Below are 15,563 nucleotides of genomic sequence, written 5' to 3' on the forward strand. Positions count from 1 at the left end.
CCCCGACGCGGCCCGTGGCCCGACGGTGGCAGGCTGGTGCCATGCGCGTGGATCAGGAGGCACGGGTCGAGGACCGGCTGCGCGAGCTGTCCGGTCGGCTGCACGGGCCCACCCGGTTGAAGGCCGACCTGCTGACCGAGGCGCGGCACGCGCTGGAGGACGCCGCCGAGGCGTACCGGGACGGCGGCCTGCCCCGGGCCGAGGCCGAGCGGCGGGCGGTGGCCGAGTTCGGCAGCGTCGCCCAACTCGCGCCCGGCTTCCAGGCCGAGCTGGCCGCCGGCGCGTTGCGCGGGCTGGCGCTGCGCACGCTCGCGGTGGCGGGAGTGCTCATCGCCGCCGGGGACCTGACCTGGCAGGGGTCGAGCTGGAGCGCCGGGCCGCGCCCGCCGTCGGGCTACCTGCTGCTCTCCGCCGCGCTGAACGGCATCTGGGCGGTGGTCGGCGGGTTGGCGCTGGCCGGGCTGCTGCTCGGCGCGCTGGCCGCCCGGCGGGCGTCGGCCGGTGTCCTCCGGTCGGCCCGGGTGGTCGGTTTCGGGCTGACCGGCGGCCTGCTGGTCGGCGCGCTCGCCGGCGGCGCGTTGTTCGGCTGGTCGGTCCGGCTGTGGGACGCCGCGCTCACCTGGCCTCCGATGATCATCGGAGCGGTGGTGGTGTCGGCGGCCTGGTTCGCCCTGGCCCGCTCGGCCCGCTGGTGGCTGCTGAGCGCGCGCGGCGCCCGGTTGGCCCGGCGGTGAGGAACGGGTCAGGCCGGCGCCGTCGGCGGCTCGTCCGCGCCGAGGAAGCGGCCGACGGTGGCGCTGAACTCGCGCCAGCCGGCCCGTTCCCCGGCGAGCGCCCGGCCACCGGCCTCGGTGAGTTGGTAGGTGCGCCGTTCCCGGCCGTTGACCGTGCTCCAGGTGCTCGCCACCAGGCCGGCGCGTTCCAGCCGGCGCAGCGCCGGATAGATGGTGCCGGTGGGCAGGTCCAGCGTGCCGCCGCTGCGCGCCCGCAGCGCCTCGATGATCGCGTAGCCGTGCCGCGAGCCCTGCTCCAGCACGGCCAGCAGCAGCGCGTCCAGGTGTCCGTGCAGCGCCTGCGCCTTCATGCGTAGAAAGCCTACTTGTCCGGGCTCCGGGACGCCACCGGGGTGCGGCTCCCAACCGGAACCGGTCGCCCACTAGGGTATGTGCGCAGAGTCACTCGGCGGCGCGACGCCGCCGGGTGGGCACCCGAACGCACACGGAGGTCAGCGTGGCCCGCCAGTCGCCCCAACGGCCCGACGCCGACGAGCCCGAGCTCGACGACACCGAGACGCCGGCCGAAGCAGACGAGGTCGAGGTCGACCGCCCGGCCGCCGACCGCGCGCTCTGGGACGAGGTGCGGATCGACCCGGTGGAGATCGCCCTGCCCGCCGGCACCGGCTACACGCTGCGGGCCTACCGGTCCGCGCGGGAGCTGACCCCGACCGACGTCGCCGAGCGCGACCTGGACGACCCCTTCCTGGCCCGCCGCCAGGTCGTCGAGACCGAGGACGACGAGGAGGTGGTGATCCTCGACGAGGAGTTCGCCGCCCTCTCCGCCGACGAGGACGACGAGGACGGGAAGAAGGACGGCGAGCGCGCCACGACCCGTCGCGGCACGGCCGACGCCGACGCGGACGCGGACGCGGACGACGCGGACGCCGCCGGCGACGAGGACGACGACGAAACGGACGAGGACGACGCCGCGGGCGACGAGGAGGTGCCGGTCTTCCTCACCCACAAGGGCAAGCTGCTGCTGTTCAAGACGCCGGAGTCACTCGTCACTTTCATCCGTTCCGGTGCGCCCAACGACCTATCCCAGCTGGACAGTTGGAATGAACTGTCCGAACGGCTGGAACCGGCCGACATCGCCCCCCTGGACGAGGACACCTACGAACTCGACCTGGTGGTGGAGAACCTGCGCGGCGGGCACGACGCGTGGGATCCCGCGCTGCTGATCGAGGCCGGCGAGATCGCCCGTGACCTGGCGTACGCCCTGCGGCTACCGGCCGTGCTCGACATGCTCTCCGCCGGGTCCAGCCTGGACGATCTGGACGAGGCGCTGCGCGCTTCCGTCAACGGCGGGGTGGGTGGTTTCCTGGGTCGCCGCCGGTTGAAGAAAATCGGGGCACAAACCGCAAGTCTGGGTTGGCGCACCATTGTCGGCAAGATCTCTGCCGTTGTGGACTGGCGCGACTGACCCGGAGCGGGGAGCATCAGTCTCTGGCAGAACAAGACCTGTGTCCCGGGAGGAGGACGACGCCGTGGCGCTCGTGCGCGTGTACTGCGGTCTGGCCTCGGCAGATCCGGCCGACCGAACGGCCTCGGCCGGAACGACGCTGACGTCCGCTGTGGTCGACGACGCAGGCCGTCTTCTGCACGTCTGTGAGATCGGTGACGAGCCCGCCGGCTACGCCCGGCTGGTCGCGCTCCTGGTGGAGCGGTCCGGCGGGCCGAGCGGGGCGGCCATCGCCGCGGACAGCGACGACCACACGGTCACCTCGCTGCTCAGCGCCGCCGGCCGGCCGCTCGCGATCGCGGACGACGACTCGGTCGACGACTTCGCCGAGCGCTTCGCCGACGACGACTCCCTGGAGGAGATGCAGTCCCCGCCGGCCGAGCGCCGCGCGGTCGGTCTGGCCCGGGCCCTGCAGGCCGGCGCGCTCTCCGCGGTGAGCCTCCCCGCCCCGCGCGACCTCGCCGGCTACAAGCAGGTCCTGTCCGCGCACGCGGCGCTGGCCAGCGGGCGCCACTCGGCCGCGGTGACGCTGCGCGAGGTGCTGCGCGAGGTCTACCCGGCCGCGCTGCGGGCCTACCCCGACCCCGCCGAACCGGTCGCCCTGGCGGTGCTCGACGCGCTGCCCGAACCGAGCATGCTGACCGGCGCCGGCCGTGGCCGCGAGATCGGCGCGGCCACCGAGGCGGTGACCGCGCAGCTGGCCGCCGAGGGCCTGGCGGACGCCGACACCGTCACCGAGGCGGTGACCGCGCTGCGCGTCGCCATCTCCGAAACCCCCCGGCGGGCCACCGTCAACCGGGTGCTCACCGCTGCCGTCGCCGAGACGGTGCGGCAGGCCGTCGCGTCCGTCCGGGCCTTGGACGCCGGCTGCGACGCGCTGGTGGGCGCGCTCGCCGAGCGCGCCACGCCCGCCCCGGCCCCCGGCCGTCGAGCCGCCGCCCGCCGCGGCGAGCAGGTCGAGGAACTGACCGCGCCCACCGGGCTGCGTCCGGTGCGCCCGGCCCCGCCCGCGCCCGCCGTCGAGCCGGCCGGTCGGCGCAGCCGACCCGAGCCGGAGCCCGACGCCACCGAACCGGTGGGCCGGCGCAGCCGACCCGAGCCGGTCCCCGGTGGCCGGCGCAGCCGCCCGGAACCGGTCTCCGGTCCCGCCGCGACGAGCACGCCCCGACCGCTCGGCCCGCCGCCGGTGGCACCCGCCCCGGTCACGCCGCCGCCGGTCGCCCCGGCCCCGATGGCCCCGATGGCCCCGGTCGCCCCGGCCGCGGCACTGGGCCGGCCGATGTCCGCGCCCCCGAGCCGTCCCGAACCGACCGGCGCCCCGCTGCCCTCGCGGGTGGACGGGCCGACCAACCGGCCGGTCTCCGCGCCACCCCCGCCGCCGCCCGGGATCACCCCGATCACCCCGTCCCAGCGCGGTGCGGTGCCGCCGGCCGAGGCCGGCGAGCCGTTCCGGCCGACGCTGACCACCGCGGCGATCAACAAGGCCCGGGCCGAGCGGCAGCGCACGGTCATCCCGCCGCGCCCGAAGACCACTCCGGCGGAACCGCCCACCGGCGGCTTCAGCGCCACCGATCTGAGTATCCCGGTGCCGAACCCGCGCCCGTCCGCCCCGGAGGCCGCGCCGCCGGGTTCCCGGGCCAACTGGCCGCTGGTCAACACCGGTGACGACCAGGCCGACCGGGAGCGGGAGGCGCCCGCCTACCCGTACGGGCGGAGTGTGGACGCACCGAGTGACCCGGGTCGGGTCACCCCGCCGTGGCTCGCCGACGACCTGCCGCAGGAGCCGCCGATGCTGCGGCTGGTCGAGCCGCCACCGCTGGCCGACCGGGCGCTGCGCGCCGGGCTGGACCGCCCGACCGACCCGGGCCTGAACCGACCGACCGACCCGGGCCTGGACACGCCGCCGCTGCGGCTGGTCGACCGGGGCGGCGCGGCCCGGACGCAGTCCCACGTCGAGATGCCCGCTCCGCTGGAGCGACGCCCCGCGCCGAAGGAGCACCGGCCCCCGCCGGTCTCCGACGAGGGCGACGGCGATCTGCTGATCTTCGCGCAGGCCAAGTCCGCCTGGTTCGTCGGGCACGGCGACGAGGCCGACCTGGAGTGGTCCTCCACCGCCGACACCGGCTGGCAGGCCGCCGAGCAGGCGGCCCGGCCGGCGATCGGCTCGGAGACCAAGGCCGGCCTGCCCAAGCGCGTGCCGCAGGCCAACCTGGTGCCGGGATCGCCCCTTCGCGAGGAACGTCCACTGCGGATCGTCCGCAACGCGGCCAGCCTCGCCGAGAACACCACCGGCTACTTCCGGGGGTGGCGCCGCGGTCAGGAGATCGGCGGCTTCGCCGTGGGCGGCCGACCGGGCCGTGAGGCAGCCGGCGGCTGGGACTTCAGCCGGGACACCGGCGACCGCGACGACGAGCGGGAATACGAATACCGCTCGGCGGGCTACCGGTCCTGACCGCACGCCGCAGGCCTGGTGTTCCTGCCCACACCCGGATAATTTGACGCCGGGTCCGGCCGGCCGGGAACATACCCGGCGGACCAGCGGCGGCGCGTGTTCGCCGTGGTGGGAAGGCGACTCCATTGGCGACACCGGCATTCGACTCCACCATGCTCACCCGTCGGGGCGTCCTCGCGGCCGCGGCCGGCAGCCTGCTGCTCGCGGGCTGCGGGCCGCAGGGTCAGCGGCCCGACGACGGCACCAGCAGCAGCGCACCCGGTGACCAGAATCTGGTCGTCGGCGTCAGCCTGGAACTGAGCGGCCGGGGTGCGGCGCTCGGTGTGGTGCAGCGGCGGGCGCTGGAGATCACCGCGGAGGCGCTGAACCGGTCCGGTATCCCGGTCGGCAACCTGCTCCGGTCCGTCCGGCTGGAGTTCCGGGACAACGGCAGCGACCCGGAGGTCGCCGGCCGGCACGCCACCGAGTTGACCCGCGCCGGGGCCCACGCCCTGGTCGGCGGCGTCCTCGGCGACACCGCCACGGCCATCGCGGTGGCCGCCCAGCGGGTCAAGACACCGTTCCTCGCGCTGGGCTTCTCCGACCGCATCGTGCTGCCGCTGTCCGAGCGCACGTACAGCTTCAAGCTCACCCCGGACGCCACCGACATGGCGCGCCGAATGGTGGACCTGCTCGAGACGCAGCGGGTCGGACGGGTGGCCCTGCTGGCCGAGGACGGGCCGCACGGCGACTCCGGCGTACGGGCGCTCCGGGAGGCGTTCGCCAGCAGCACCGTGGACCTGGGACGCACGGTACGCCTGCCGGCCGGCGGTCGGAGCTTCCGCGCCGCCGCCGAGCGGGTCGCCGCCGGGAACCCGGACGCCGTCATCGTGTGGGGCACCGCACCCGACTCCGGCACCGCCGCGCGGGAACTGCGCCGCGCCGGCCACCGGGGCGCGCTCTTCTTCGACGCCGGCGCCGTCGTCGACGACACGTTGAGCGGCGCCAACGCGAAGGCGGTCGAGGGCGCGTACGCGGTGCACCCGGCCTGCCTCGGCGGTTCCGCGCTCATGGCCACCAGCGGGGCGCTGGTGGCCCGGCGGGACTTCGACTACCGCTACACCCGGAAGCACGGCACCTCGGTCGGCTTCGCCCCGTACGCGGCGGACGCGCTGCAACTTGTCGCCGCGGCGGCCCGCAAGGCGACGAGCCTCGACCGGGGCCGGCTGCGGGCGTTCCTGCAGACCCAGACGAGCGAGGGCATCGCGGGCGGGTACGCGTTCACCGCCGACCGGCACGGGGGCATGGAGGCCGACTCGCTCGGCGTCTACCAGGTGTCCCAGGGCAGCTGGACCCGGTACGCCTGACCGTCGGTTGCCCGGGCCGTCCCCGTGGGACGGTCCGGGCGAGCGCGCATCACGTCCGGCGACGGACAGCAGGAAGCGCCCGGTGGCCGATGGCCGCCGGGCGCTTCCGCGCGTCGGTCAGGCGGGCGCGACGGCCCGCGAGCGCCGCATGGTGAGCACGTACTCGACAAGCGAGATCAGCACGTGCTTCGTCGACTCCCGGTTACGGGCGTCGCAGGGCACCACCGGCACGTCGCGGGAGATCGCCAGCGCGTCCCGGACGTCCTGCGGGTCGTGGTACTGCATGCCGTCGAAGCAGTTGATGGCCACCAGGTACGGCAGCCGCCGGTGCTCGAAGAAGTCGATGGCGGCGAAGCAGTCGGCGAGCCGGCGGGTGTCGACCATCACCACCGCGCCGATCGCTCCCCGGACGAGCTCGTCCCACATGAACCAGAACCGCGTCTGACCCGGCGTACCGAAGAGGTACAGGATCAGGTCACGGTCGATCGAGATACGACCGAAGTCCATCGCCACCGTGGTCGTCGTCTTGCCCGGCACCTGCCGGGTGTCGTCGACGCCCACGCCGGCGGAGGTCATGATCGCCTCCGTGGTCAGCGGCGTGATCTCCGAGACCGAGCCGACCAGCGTCGTCTTGCCGACGCCGAAACCACCGGCGATTACGATCTTCGCCGACGTCACGCGTCCGCTCGGCACCGGCGGCCGGTGCGACATGTCAGAGCCTGCGAAGTCCACTCAGCACCCTCTCCAGCAATTCAGTGCCCACCGCGTCGTCGGAGTCGTCCAGAATGGTCGGCTCGTGGACCGCGACCAGGCCATCCGTCGCCATGTCGGCGATGAGCACCCGGGCCACGCCGAGCGGAAGCTGCATCCGCGCCGCGATCTCGGCGAGCGACTGCACACGTCCGTCACACAACGCGGCGATGTACTGGTGTTCACGGCCTTGGCCACCGTTGCCAGTGGCCACCGCTCGGCCGCGCACCGTCGTCTCGACGAGCGCCTCCAGGGCGATGTCGAGCCGAGGACGGGTACGACCACGGGTCACGGCGTACGGCCGGACCAACGCTCCGGTTGGTTCGTCACGATCCACCATGTCGCCGCTCACCTCCCTCGTACCCGACACCGGCTCGCCCCGGTGACACCCGTCGCTGTCGTTGTTGTTCCCGCTCCTGACCCACCGGCCAGCGCGTCATTCAGCCCATCATCCCCACAGCCGTACGCGGCTGCGGAGTCAGGGCGTCTCCCACCCGGTCGACGAGCAGAGCCATCTCGTACCCGACCTGGCCCACGTCGCAGCTGCGCGCCGCGAGCACCGCGAACGACGAGCCGTCGGAGATGGACATCAGGAACAGGAAACCGTTGTCCATCTCGACGACTGTCTGCAGCACCGCCCCGCCCTCGAAGCAACGCGCCGCGCCCTGGGTCAGGCTGACCAGGCCGGAGGCGATCGCCGCGAGCTGGTCGGCGCGGTCCCGCGGAAGGTCACGCGACGAGGCGAGAAGCAGGCCGTCGGCCGAGACCGCGACCGCGTGCGCCACGCCGGGCACCCGGTCGGCGAAGTTGGCGAGCAGCCATCCGAGATCCTGCGTAGTAGTCATCCTTGTTGCTCCTTCTGCCCGCTCCCGGCCACCGGGCCTGAGCCAGACTGCGAGGACTGCTGCCCGGCCGGAGTGCCCTCCGGGCCGGTCGTGTTGCTGTCGGTCGGGTGGTTACGCCCCCGCTGGACCCCCCGATGGTAGGCCGAGAGCAGACCCCGGACGGCCTCCGGCGTCCGCCGCTGAACCGCCGGCGACGGCTTGTCGATGCTGCCCGGCACGAGCTGCGCCATCGGCGTCCGCTTGGGCAGGCCCTTCTGGGTGGTCTCCGCGACCGGGACCTCGGTGGCCGCCGAGGCGGCCCGCCACCCGTCGTCCGCCGCGGTCTGCCACGGCGACGACTGCTGCGGCGCCGTCGGCTGCCGGGTGGGCAACCCCCCCGGCGTACGCGGGACGGCCGTTCCCGTTCGCCGCCCGGCTGTCCCGCGGTGTTCCGCCGGCCGTCGGGGTCTGTGCCATCGGTGTGTTACCTGTCGTTGCGGGTGTCGCCTGTGGCACGGGCCGACCGGCGGTGTCCACCTTGGCGAACTGCTGGGTCGCGGCGCCGTTCGCCGGGGCCGCCGGGGTCGGTGCCGGCGCCGCCGCCTCCTCGTTCGGCCCTGGCCGGCGGGTGCGGAACCAGGCCGACTCGAGCTCCCGGAAGATCGGCAGTTCCATCGTCTCGTCCGCGTACCGCTGGCGGTTACCGGCCTGCTGCGGCGCGACCTGCCGCGGCGCGGGGACCGGTGCCGACGGCGTGGCCGGTGGCTCTGCGGTGGGCTGCTGCGACGCGGCCGACGGGGTCTCGGAACGCGGGACCCGCGGCAGTTCGGCGGTCATGTCCAGGCCGCTGGTCCGTCGCTCCGGCACGGCGGGAGCCGGGGTCGGGGCGGCGACCGGCGGCCAGACCGGCGGCGCGCCCACGTGCGGCGCGGGTGCCGGACGCGACGGCGGCTGGTCGGCAGGCGGTGCGGAGACCGGGTGGCCGTCGGCCGTCCGGCCGGAGACCGGACGGGTCGGGAGCGGGGTGCCGGAGACCGGCGCCGCGGACACCGGCCGGGTCGGGAGCGGAGTGCCCGAGACCGGCGCGGCTGACACGGGACGGCCCGAGTAGGGGTCGTCCGACGCCGGGCGGCCGGAGTATCCGTCGCCCGAGACCGGGCGGCCGGAGTAGGGGTCGCCCTGGTACGGGTCGCCCGAGACCGGGTGGCCGGAGACCGGGGCGGCCGACACCGGACGGCCGGCGAACGGGTGGCCGGCGGCCGGGGCGCCGGAGACCGGCGGCAGCGGCGGCGCCGACACCGGCGGGATCGGCGGGGCGGAGACCGGCGGCGGGTTGTAGGGCCGCGCCTCGGGGCTGCTGGGCAGCTGCCGCGGGATCGCCGGCTGCTGGCCGCTGACGGCCGGGTCGCCGTCGCCCGGGTTACGCCGCTGGGGCAGCGGGTCGACCCGCTGGCCGTTCTCCGGCCGCGGCGGGTAGCCGTCGCCGGCACTCGCGTTGGCCCCGGTCAGGTCGGACCAGGCCGGCATGGCGCGACCGGCGTTGGCCGGGGTGCCGGCGCCGTTGCGGTGGCCCGGGTCGAAGGACCGGCCGCCGAGCGTCACCTGGTTGCCGGAGGCGCCGGGGTGCGGTGCCGGCGGCGGGGTGTGCGGTCCGTTGCCGAGCGCGGCCAGCGCGCCGAAGGCGGGTGCGGGACCGGTGCCGAAGGCCGGCGCCGGGCCGGCGCCGAAGGCGGGTGCGGGGCTCGCGCCGAAGGCCGGCACCGGGCCACCCTGCTGCGGGCCGGCGGCCGGGAGCGCCGGTGCCGGCTGCCCGCGCCCGGCGAGGGCGCGCGGCACCAGGACCGTGGTGGGCAGCGTGACGTCGGCGACGGTGCCCCGGTCGGCGGCGGGCCGCAGCTCGACCTTGACACCGTGCCGGGCCGCCAGCCGGGCGACCACGACGAGACCCATCATCCGGGAGACCGCCACGTCCACCTGCGGCGGCGTGGCGAGTCGCTCGTTGAGGTCGTGGAGCTGGTCGGCGCTGATGCCGATGCCGCGGTCCTCGACGTAGAGCGAGGCGCGGTCGCCGACCCGGCGGGCCTCCACCATGACGTGCGAGTCCGGCGGGGAGAACGCGGTGGCGTTGTCGAACAGCTCGGCGACCAGGTGCACCAGGTCGTTGACCGCGTGCGCGGCGACCTCGATGTCGCGGTCGATGACGCCGAACTCGATCCGGGTGTAGTGCTCGACCTCGGACTGGGCGGCGCGGAGAACGTCGATCAGCGCCGCCGGCTCGCGCTGCACGCGGGTGGAGTCCGCGCCGGCGAGGACCAGCAGGTTCTCGTCGTTCCGGCGCATCCGGGTGGCCAGGTGGTCGAGCTGGAACAGCTCGGCCAGCCGGTCCGGGTCCTCCTCGCCGCGCTCCAACCGGTCGAGGTGACCGATCAGGCGGTCGACCAGGATCTGCGAGCGGCGGGCCAGGTTGACGAACATGGTCGCGACGGACGCGCGGAGCGCGGCCTGCTCGGCCGCGGTCCGGACCGCTTCCAGGTGGACGGCGTTGAACGCCTCGGTCACCTGGCCGAACTCGTCCTTGCTGCGCACCGGCAGCGGCTCGGCGATCTGGTTGGCGAGCTGCACCGGGGAGAGCTGGCCGGTCACCTGCGGGTCGCGCAGTCGGGCCACCGCCTGCGGCAGGCCGTACTGGGCCACCGAGAGGGCGCCCTGGCGCAGGTCGCGCAGCGAGCGGGCCATCGAGCGGGCGACCAGGTAGGCGAAGAGGATGGCCAGCAGCAGCATGGTGAGCAGCAGGCCGGTCGTGAGGAACACCTGGCGCTGGGTGTCCGAGCGCAGCTCGTCGGCCTGCCGGACCACGTTGCCGTCCAGCCGGGACTCGACCGTGCGGAGCAGCTTGGCGTTGCCGACCATGGCCTGGTCCCACTGGTCGGGACCGAACGGCGCGCCCCGCATGGAGCCGCTGTTGTTGGCCCGCATGAAGCCGGAGAGGTTCTCCGCCTTGCGCAGGTCGGGCCCCTCGACGGTCTGGTCGAAGAACTCGGAGTCGGCCGGGGTGGCGACGGACCGGAAGGTCGCGAGTGCCTGGTCCAGGGCGGTGCCGCTGGCGATGAACTGCTCGCGCAGCGCGGGACTGTACTGCCCCTGGGTGAGCGCCTGGTGCACGACCACCCGGCGCTGGGCCAGGTATTCCTTCTGCCGGGCCACCGCGGCGGCGGCACGCATCCGGTCGCTCAGGTCGTTGTCGCCGGCGAGCTGGGTGGTCGAGTCGCGGATCGACAGGAGGTCTTCGATCAGGCTGTCGTACACCTTCTTGGCGTCGTCGATCTTCAGCTTGCCGTTCAGCACCTGGCTGCGGGTGGCGGGCAGGTCCTTGAGCTGGTCGTCGATCTCGTTCAGCCGGACCTCGAAGTTGCGCGGCAGGTCGTTGAGCTCGCCGCGCTGCCGCGAGTAGGGCGCCTTCGCCTGGTCCACCCGCTGGTTGGCCCGGTTGAAGGCCTCCTGGTACTGCGCCCGGGTCTGGATCTCCTTGGCGCCGAGGAAGAGCACCGAGCCGGCCCGCTCGTCCTGCATCGTGTCGGCCAGGTCACCCGAGTAGCCGATCAGGCTGGCCAGGTCGCCGGCCCGGTTGGCACTGTTGAGTGTCTCCAGGTTCTCGACCAGACCGCTGGTGCCCACCACGACCGTGGCGATGGTCGGCACGATCATGATCAGACCGAGCTTGGACCAGATCGGCATGTCGCGCAGCCGGCTCGCCGGCCGGCTCAGCCGCGACAGGAAGGAGCCCGCCGTCGTTGGCCGTTTGCTCACGTCACCGCCCTCGCAAAACCGCGTCCGACGTCACCTGAGGGCAACGCCGAGCGACCGACCCGGCGGGTCGGACCTCCGAGATTCCATCACGCCGCCTCGCAAAGAGAAAGCCCAGGTTGTCCCTCGCCGGAGGTGTGATGAGATGTTGATGCAATTTGATAGCAATCCGTCTGGCCGGAGTCACTGAAGGTAATGGAACATCCGCACCGCGTCGTCCTCCTCGCCGGACCCTCCGGCTCGGGAAAGTCGTACATAGCACAGCGAACCGGACTCCCGGTGTTGTGCCTGGACGACTTCTACAAGGACGGCGATGACCCTACGTGTCCCCGCCGAAACGGACAGGTCGACTGGGAGTCCCCCTCGTCCTGGGACGCGGACACGGCGGTGGAAACAATTGCCCGATTGGCCCGGGAGGGCAAGGCCGAAGTGCCGGTTTATGCGATCGGCGCGGACCGGAGGGTGGCCACCCGGCCATTCGACGTCGACGGATCGCCAATCTTCGTCGCCGAAGGGATCTTCGCCGCCGAGATCGTCGCCGAGTGCCGGCGCCGCGGCCTGCTCGCCGGGGCGTACGCGCTGCGCCGCCCGCGCGGCGCCACCTTCCTGCGCCGGCTCGCCCGCGACCTCGCCGAACAGCGCAAGGCGCCCCGGGTGCTCATCCGGCGCGGTCTCACCCTGCTGCGGGCCGAGCCGGCCGTGCTGCGCCGCCAGACCGGGCTGGGCGCCGAGGCCGCCCGGGCCGGCGAGGTGCTGCGCGGGGTGGCCGCCCTGCTCGCCGGCCACCCGCGCCGGCCGTGATCAGCCGATCAGCTTCGCGTACGCCGGTTTGATCACCTCGTCGATGATCCGCAGGCGCTCGTCGAACGGGATGAAGGCGCTCTTCATCGCGTTGATGGTGAACCACTGGAGTTCCTTCCAGCCGTAGCCGAACGCCTCCACCAGCAACGCCATCTCGCGCGACATCGAGGTGCCGCTCATCAGCCGGTTGTCGGTGTTCACCGTCACCCGGAAGCGCAGGTCGCGCAGCAGCCCGATCGGGTGGTCGGCGATCGACGCCGCCGCGCCGGTCTGCACGTTCGACGACGGGCACAGCTCCAGCGGGATGCGCTTGTCCCGCACGTACGCGGCCAGCCGGCCCAGCGCGGGCGGGTTGCCCGGGGTGATGTCGTCGACGATCCGGACGCCGTGACCCAGCCGGTCCGCGCCGCACCACTGGATCGCCTGCCAGATCGACGGCAGCCCGAACGCCTCGCCGGCGTGGATGGTGAAGTGGAAGTTCTCCCGCTGGAGGTATTCGAACGCGTCCAGGTGCCGGGTGGGCGGGAAGCCCGCCTCCGCGCCGGCGATGTCGAAGCCGACCACCCCGGTGTCCCGGTGCCGCACCGCCAGCTCGGCGATCTCCTGCGAACGGGCGGCGTGCCGCATCGCGGTGAGCAGGGTGCCGATCCGGATCGGCGTGCCCGCCTCGCCGGCCAGCGCGCTGCCCTCCCGGAACCCGGTGACCACCGCCTCGACCACCTCGTCCAGGGTCAGGTTCCGCTCCAGGTGCTGCTCGGGCGCGAACCGGACCTCGGCGTAGACGACGCCGTCGGCGGCCAGGTCCAGCGCGCACTCGCGGGCGACCCGGCGCAACGCGCTCGCGGTCTGCATCACCGCCACGGTGTGCGCGAACGTCTCCAGGTAGCGCTCCAGCGAACCGGAGTTCGCCGCCTCGGCGAACCAGCGGCCGAGCGCGTCCGGGTCGGTGGTGGGCAGTTCGTGGCCGGCCTCGGCGGCCAGCTCGACGATCGTCGCGGGCCGCAGGCCGCCGTCGAGGTGATCGTGCAGCAGCGCCTTCGGGACCTTGACGATGTCCTCGTACGAGATTGCGACCATGCCCAGACCCTAGTCACCGGCGGTGCCGGCCGGGCAGCGGACCGGCGTCAGGGCCGCCAGCCGTACACCCGCTCGACCGTCAGGCGCAGGACCAGACGCCCGTCGGACACCATGGCGGCCCGGTAGTCCGCCCAGTCCGGGTGCTCGCCGCGGATCCGCCGGTAGACCTCGACCAGTTCGTCGACCGTCGCGTCGTCGGTCGCGGCGGCCGGTGGGGTGAGCGTGACCGTGCCCTCGGCCACCGCGTACGCCCCGCCGTCGGCGGTGGTCACGTGGAAGCTGGCCCGGGGATCGCGGCGCAGGTTGCGTACCTTCGCCCGGTCGCCGGTGGTGGAGCAACGGATCAGGCCCGGCTCGGCCAGGTAGTCGAGGTTGGACAGCTGCGGGCGACCGTCCCGGCGCAGGGTGGCCAGCACCCCGCGCCCGCGCTCGCCGAACAGCCCCCACAGCCGCTCGCCCTCACGGCCCTCGCTCCGCTCGGTGCGCTCGCTCATGCCGGGCCGACCGGGCATGCCCTCACGGCCCTCGCTCCGCTCGGTGCGCTCGCTCATGCCGTGACCTCGGTCGTCCGCAGCGGGGCGAGCGCGGCGGCCAGCCGGACGAGCTGGTCGAGCATCAGCTCGGCCGCCTGCTCGCGGCCCGGGTTGGGTCGCAGCTCGCCGGCCTCGTCCAGCGCCTGCCGCAGGAAGACGGTCACCGCGTCGTTCACCGGGACCATGTTCAAGGTGGTCACCACCTGCTTGATCATCTGCACCGCGCGCAGGCCCCCGGAGGTCATGCCGTAGCTGACGAAGCCCACCGGCTTGTGCTGCCACTCGTGGTAGAGGTAGTCGATCGCGTTCTTGAGCGGCGCGCTGAAGCCGTAGTTGTATTCCGGCATCACCAGGACGAAGGCGTCCGCGGCGTCGACGGTGGCGCTCCAGGAGCGGGTGTGCTCGTGCCGGTAGACCCGCTCCGCGGGGTGGTGCGGCTCGTCGTGGAAGGGCAACCCGACCTCGGCCAGGTCGACGAGCCGAACCTCGTCGAAGCCGGCGTGGCGGACGGCGGCGGCGGTGAACCAGTCACCGATGCGGCGGCCGACCCGGCCGGGTCGGGTGCTGGCGACGATCACGTTCAGGCTGGGCATGGTGAGGTCACTCCGGTGGCGGTGGCGGCCGGGGCCGGCACGGTGAGTCGGGGAACGAGCCAGGCGACGATCGGCCCGATGCCGATCGCGTAGAGCAGGGTGCCGGGGCCGACGGCCCCGCCGAGCAGCCAACCGACCGCGAGCACGGTCAGCTCGATACCGGTGCGCGCCGGGCCGAGCGGAAGGCCGCGGGCGGCCAGACCGGTCATCAGCCCGTCCCGCGGACCCGGGCCGAGCCGGGCGCCCAGGTAGAGCGCGGTGGCGAGACCGTTGAGCAGGACGCCGACGCCCAGCAGGCCGATCCGAGCGGCGAGCGGGTCGACCGGCGGCATCAGGGCCAGCGTCGCGTCGAGGGCGAACCCGACCAGCGCCACGTTCGCCACCGTGCCGACCCCGGGCCGCTGGCGCAACGGGACCCACAGCAGCAGCACCAGCAACGCCACGCCGTTGACCAGCAGGCCCATCGGCAGGCCGGTGCGGGCGGCGAGGCCCTGGTGCAGCACGTCCCAGGAGGCGAGCCCGAGGTCGGCGCGGACCATCAGCGCGACGCTCACCCCGAACAGGGCCAGGCCGGCGAGGAGCCGGACCACGCGGGCCGGCAGTTTGGTTGACATGTCATCAAGCTAGGTGGCGAGTTGGTGACATGTCAACCACCTGGTTAGGATCGGGGCATGGACGGACCGCGCTGGCTGGACGAGCGGGAGGACCGCGCGTGGCGCGGCTACCGGCGGATGCGCCGCCTGCTCGACCTGGAGCTGGCCCGCGAGCTGATGCAGGACGCCGGCCTCTCCGAGCCGGACTACGACGTCCTCAGCGACCTCTCCGAGACACCGGACCAGCGGTTGCGGCTCAGCGAGCTGGCCGATCGCATGCTCTGGTCCCGCAGCCGGCTCTCCCACCACATCTCCCGGATGCAGCAGCGCGGCCTGGTCACCCGGGAGGAGTGTGCCACCGACGGCCGCGGTTCGATCGTCGCGCTCACCCCGGCCGGCCGGCGGGCCGTCGAGAGCGCCGCACCCGGGCACGTGGCCGCCGTCCGGCGGCACCTGATCGACCTGCTCACCCCGACGGAGCTGGCGGCGCTCGGCACGCTGAGCCGGCGGGTCGTCGACCACCTCACCGACCGCACGGAAGCGGCGGGCTGA

Annotated in this window: 15 protein-coding genes; 6 read left to right on the forward strand and 9 right to left on the reverse strand. The window is 74.1% G+C overall.

What is annotated here, in order from left to right; all coding sequences use genetic code 11:
• Window positions 1-41 precede the first annotated feature (41 nt).
• The gene (locus GA0070213_RS09700; RefSeq protein ID WP_091061006.1) at window positions 42-734 is read left to right on the forward strand and encodes a permease prefix domain 1-containing protein; all 693 of its coding nucleotides are present in this window, start codon (window positions 42-44) and stop codon (window positions 732-734) included.
• Between the two features lie 8 nt (window positions 735-742).
• Here the strand turns inward: GA0070213_RS09700 and GA0070213_RS09705 are convergent, their stop codons facing one another.
• Window positions 743-1,084, reverse strand: a complete 342-nt coding sequence (locus GA0070213_RS09705) for a PadR family transcriptional regulator (RefSeq protein ID WP_091061009.1) — start codon at window positions 1,082-1,084, stop codon at window positions 743-745.
• A 116-nt stretch (window positions 1,085-1,200) separates the two neighbouring features.
• Between GA0070213_RS09705 and GA0070213_RS09710 the strand changes: the two genes are divergently transcribed.
• The 3 genes from GA0070213_RS09710 to GA0070213_RS09720 all read left to right on the forward strand — a co-directional run bounded on the left by GA0070213_RS09710 (window position 1,201) and on the right by GA0070213_RS09720 (window position 6,036).
• Entirely contained in the window at window positions 1,201-2,199 is a 999-nt protein-coding gene (locus tag GA0070213_RS09710; RefSeq protein WP_091061013.1) for a DNA primase, read from the forward strand.
• A 40-nt stretch (window positions 2,200-2,239) separates the two neighbouring features.
• A complete protein-coding gene (locus tag GA0070213_RS09715) occupies window positions 2,240-4,690 on the forward strand; it encodes a transposase (RefSeq protein ID WP_091061015.1) in 2,451 nt (816 codons plus the stop codon).
• 125 nt (window positions 4,691-4,815) lie between these two features.
• On the forward strand, window positions 4,816-6,036 hold the full coding sequence (locus GA0070213_RS09720) for an ABC transporter substrate-binding protein (RefSeq protein WP_091061018.1): 1,221 nt from the start codon (window positions 4,816-4,818) through the stop codon (window positions 6,034-6,036).
• Between the two features lie 117 nt (window positions 6,037-6,153).
• On the opposite strand, the gene GA0070213_RS09725 is transcribed toward GA0070213_RS09720, so the two are convergent.
• From GA0070213_RS09725 to GA0070213_RS09740, 4 genes are all read right to left on the reverse strand, one after another.
• Complete coding sequence (locus GA0070213_RS09725; protein ID WP_091061022.1) at window positions 6,154-6,747, reverse strand: GTP-binding protein; 594 nt, start codon at window positions 6,745-6,747, stop codon at window positions 6,154-6,156.
• 1 nt (window position 6,748) lies between these two features.
• Window positions 6,749-7,126: a DUF742 domain-containing protein gene (locus GA0070213_RS09730; RefSeq protein ID WP_091061496.1), complete on the reverse strand. Its 378-nt coding sequence runs from the start codon at window positions 7,124-7,126 to the stop codon at window positions 6,749-6,751.
• A gap of 100 nt (window positions 7,127-7,226) precedes the next feature.
• Window positions 7,227-7,631 (reverse strand): roadblock/LC7 domain-containing protein, encoded by a 405-nt coding sequence (locus GA0070213_RS09735; RefSeq protein WP_013283992.1) that lies wholly within the window; start codon window positions 7,629-7,631, stop codon window positions 7,227-7,229.
• Between the two features lie 111 nt (window positions 7,632-7,742).
• Window positions 7,743-11,417 carry a sensor histidine kinase gene (locus tag GA0070213_RS09740; protein ID WP_342670495.1) on the reverse strand — a complete coding sequence of 1,225 codons (3,675 nt, stop codon included), beginning with the start codon at window positions 11,415-11,417 and terminating at the stop codon, window positions 7,743-7,745.
• A 459-nt stretch (window positions 11,418-11,876) separates the two neighbouring features.
• On the opposite strand from GA0070213_RS09740, the gene GA0070213_RS32135 reads away from it, so the two are divergent.
• Complete coding sequence (locus tag GA0070213_RS32135; RefSeq protein WP_245716326.1) at window positions 11,877-12,215, forward strand: hypothetical protein; 339 nt, start codon at window positions 11,877-11,879, stop codon at window positions 12,213-12,215.
• Here the strand turns inward: GA0070213_RS32135 and GA0070213_RS09750 are convergent, their stop codons facing one another.
• From GA0070213_RS09750 to yczE, 4 genes are read right to left on the reverse strand one after another with little or no spacing between them, the layout of a single operon-like run.
• Window positions 12,216-13,292, reverse strand: coding sequence for an adenosine deaminase (locus GA0070213_RS09750; RefSeq protein WP_091061030.1), 1,077 nt, complete (start codon window positions 13,290-13,292; stop codon window positions 12,216-12,218).
• Between the two features lie 47 nt (window positions 13,293-13,339).
• Window positions 13,340-13,786 (reverse strand): PPOX class F420-dependent oxidoreductase, encoded by a 447-nt coding sequence (locus GA0070213_RS09755; protein ID WP_175441292.1) that lies wholly within the window; start codon window positions 13,784-13,786, stop codon window positions 13,340-13,342.
• A 53-nt stretch (window positions 13,787-13,839) separates the two neighbouring features.
• Window positions 13,840-14,418 carry an NADPH-dependent FMN reductase gene (locus tag GA0070213_RS09760; protein WP_091061033.1) on the reverse strand — a complete coding sequence of 193 codons (579 nt, stop codon included), beginning with the start codon at window positions 14,416-14,418 and terminating at the stop codon, window positions 13,840-13,842.
• Entirely contained in the window at window positions 14,406-15,032 is a 627-nt protein-coding gene (gene yczE / locus GA0070213_RS09765; RefSeq protein WP_091061036.1) for a membrane protein YczE, read from the reverse strand. Before yczE ends, GA0070213_RS09760 begins: the two co-directional genes overlap by 13 nt.
• Before the next feature lie 57 nt (window positions 15,033-15,089).
• On the opposite strand from yczE, the gene GA0070213_RS09770 reads away from it, so the two are divergent.
• Window positions 15,090-15,563 (forward strand): MarR family winged helix-turn-helix transcriptional regulator, encoded by a 474-nt coding sequence (locus GA0070213_RS09770; protein WP_091061040.1) that lies wholly within the window; start codon window positions 15,090-15,092, stop codon window positions 15,561-15,563.

Source organism: Micromonospora humi, from assembly GCF_900090105.1.
Lineage (GTDB): Bacteria > Actinomycetota > Actinomycetes > Mycobacteriales > Micromonosporaceae > Micromonospora > Micromonospora humi.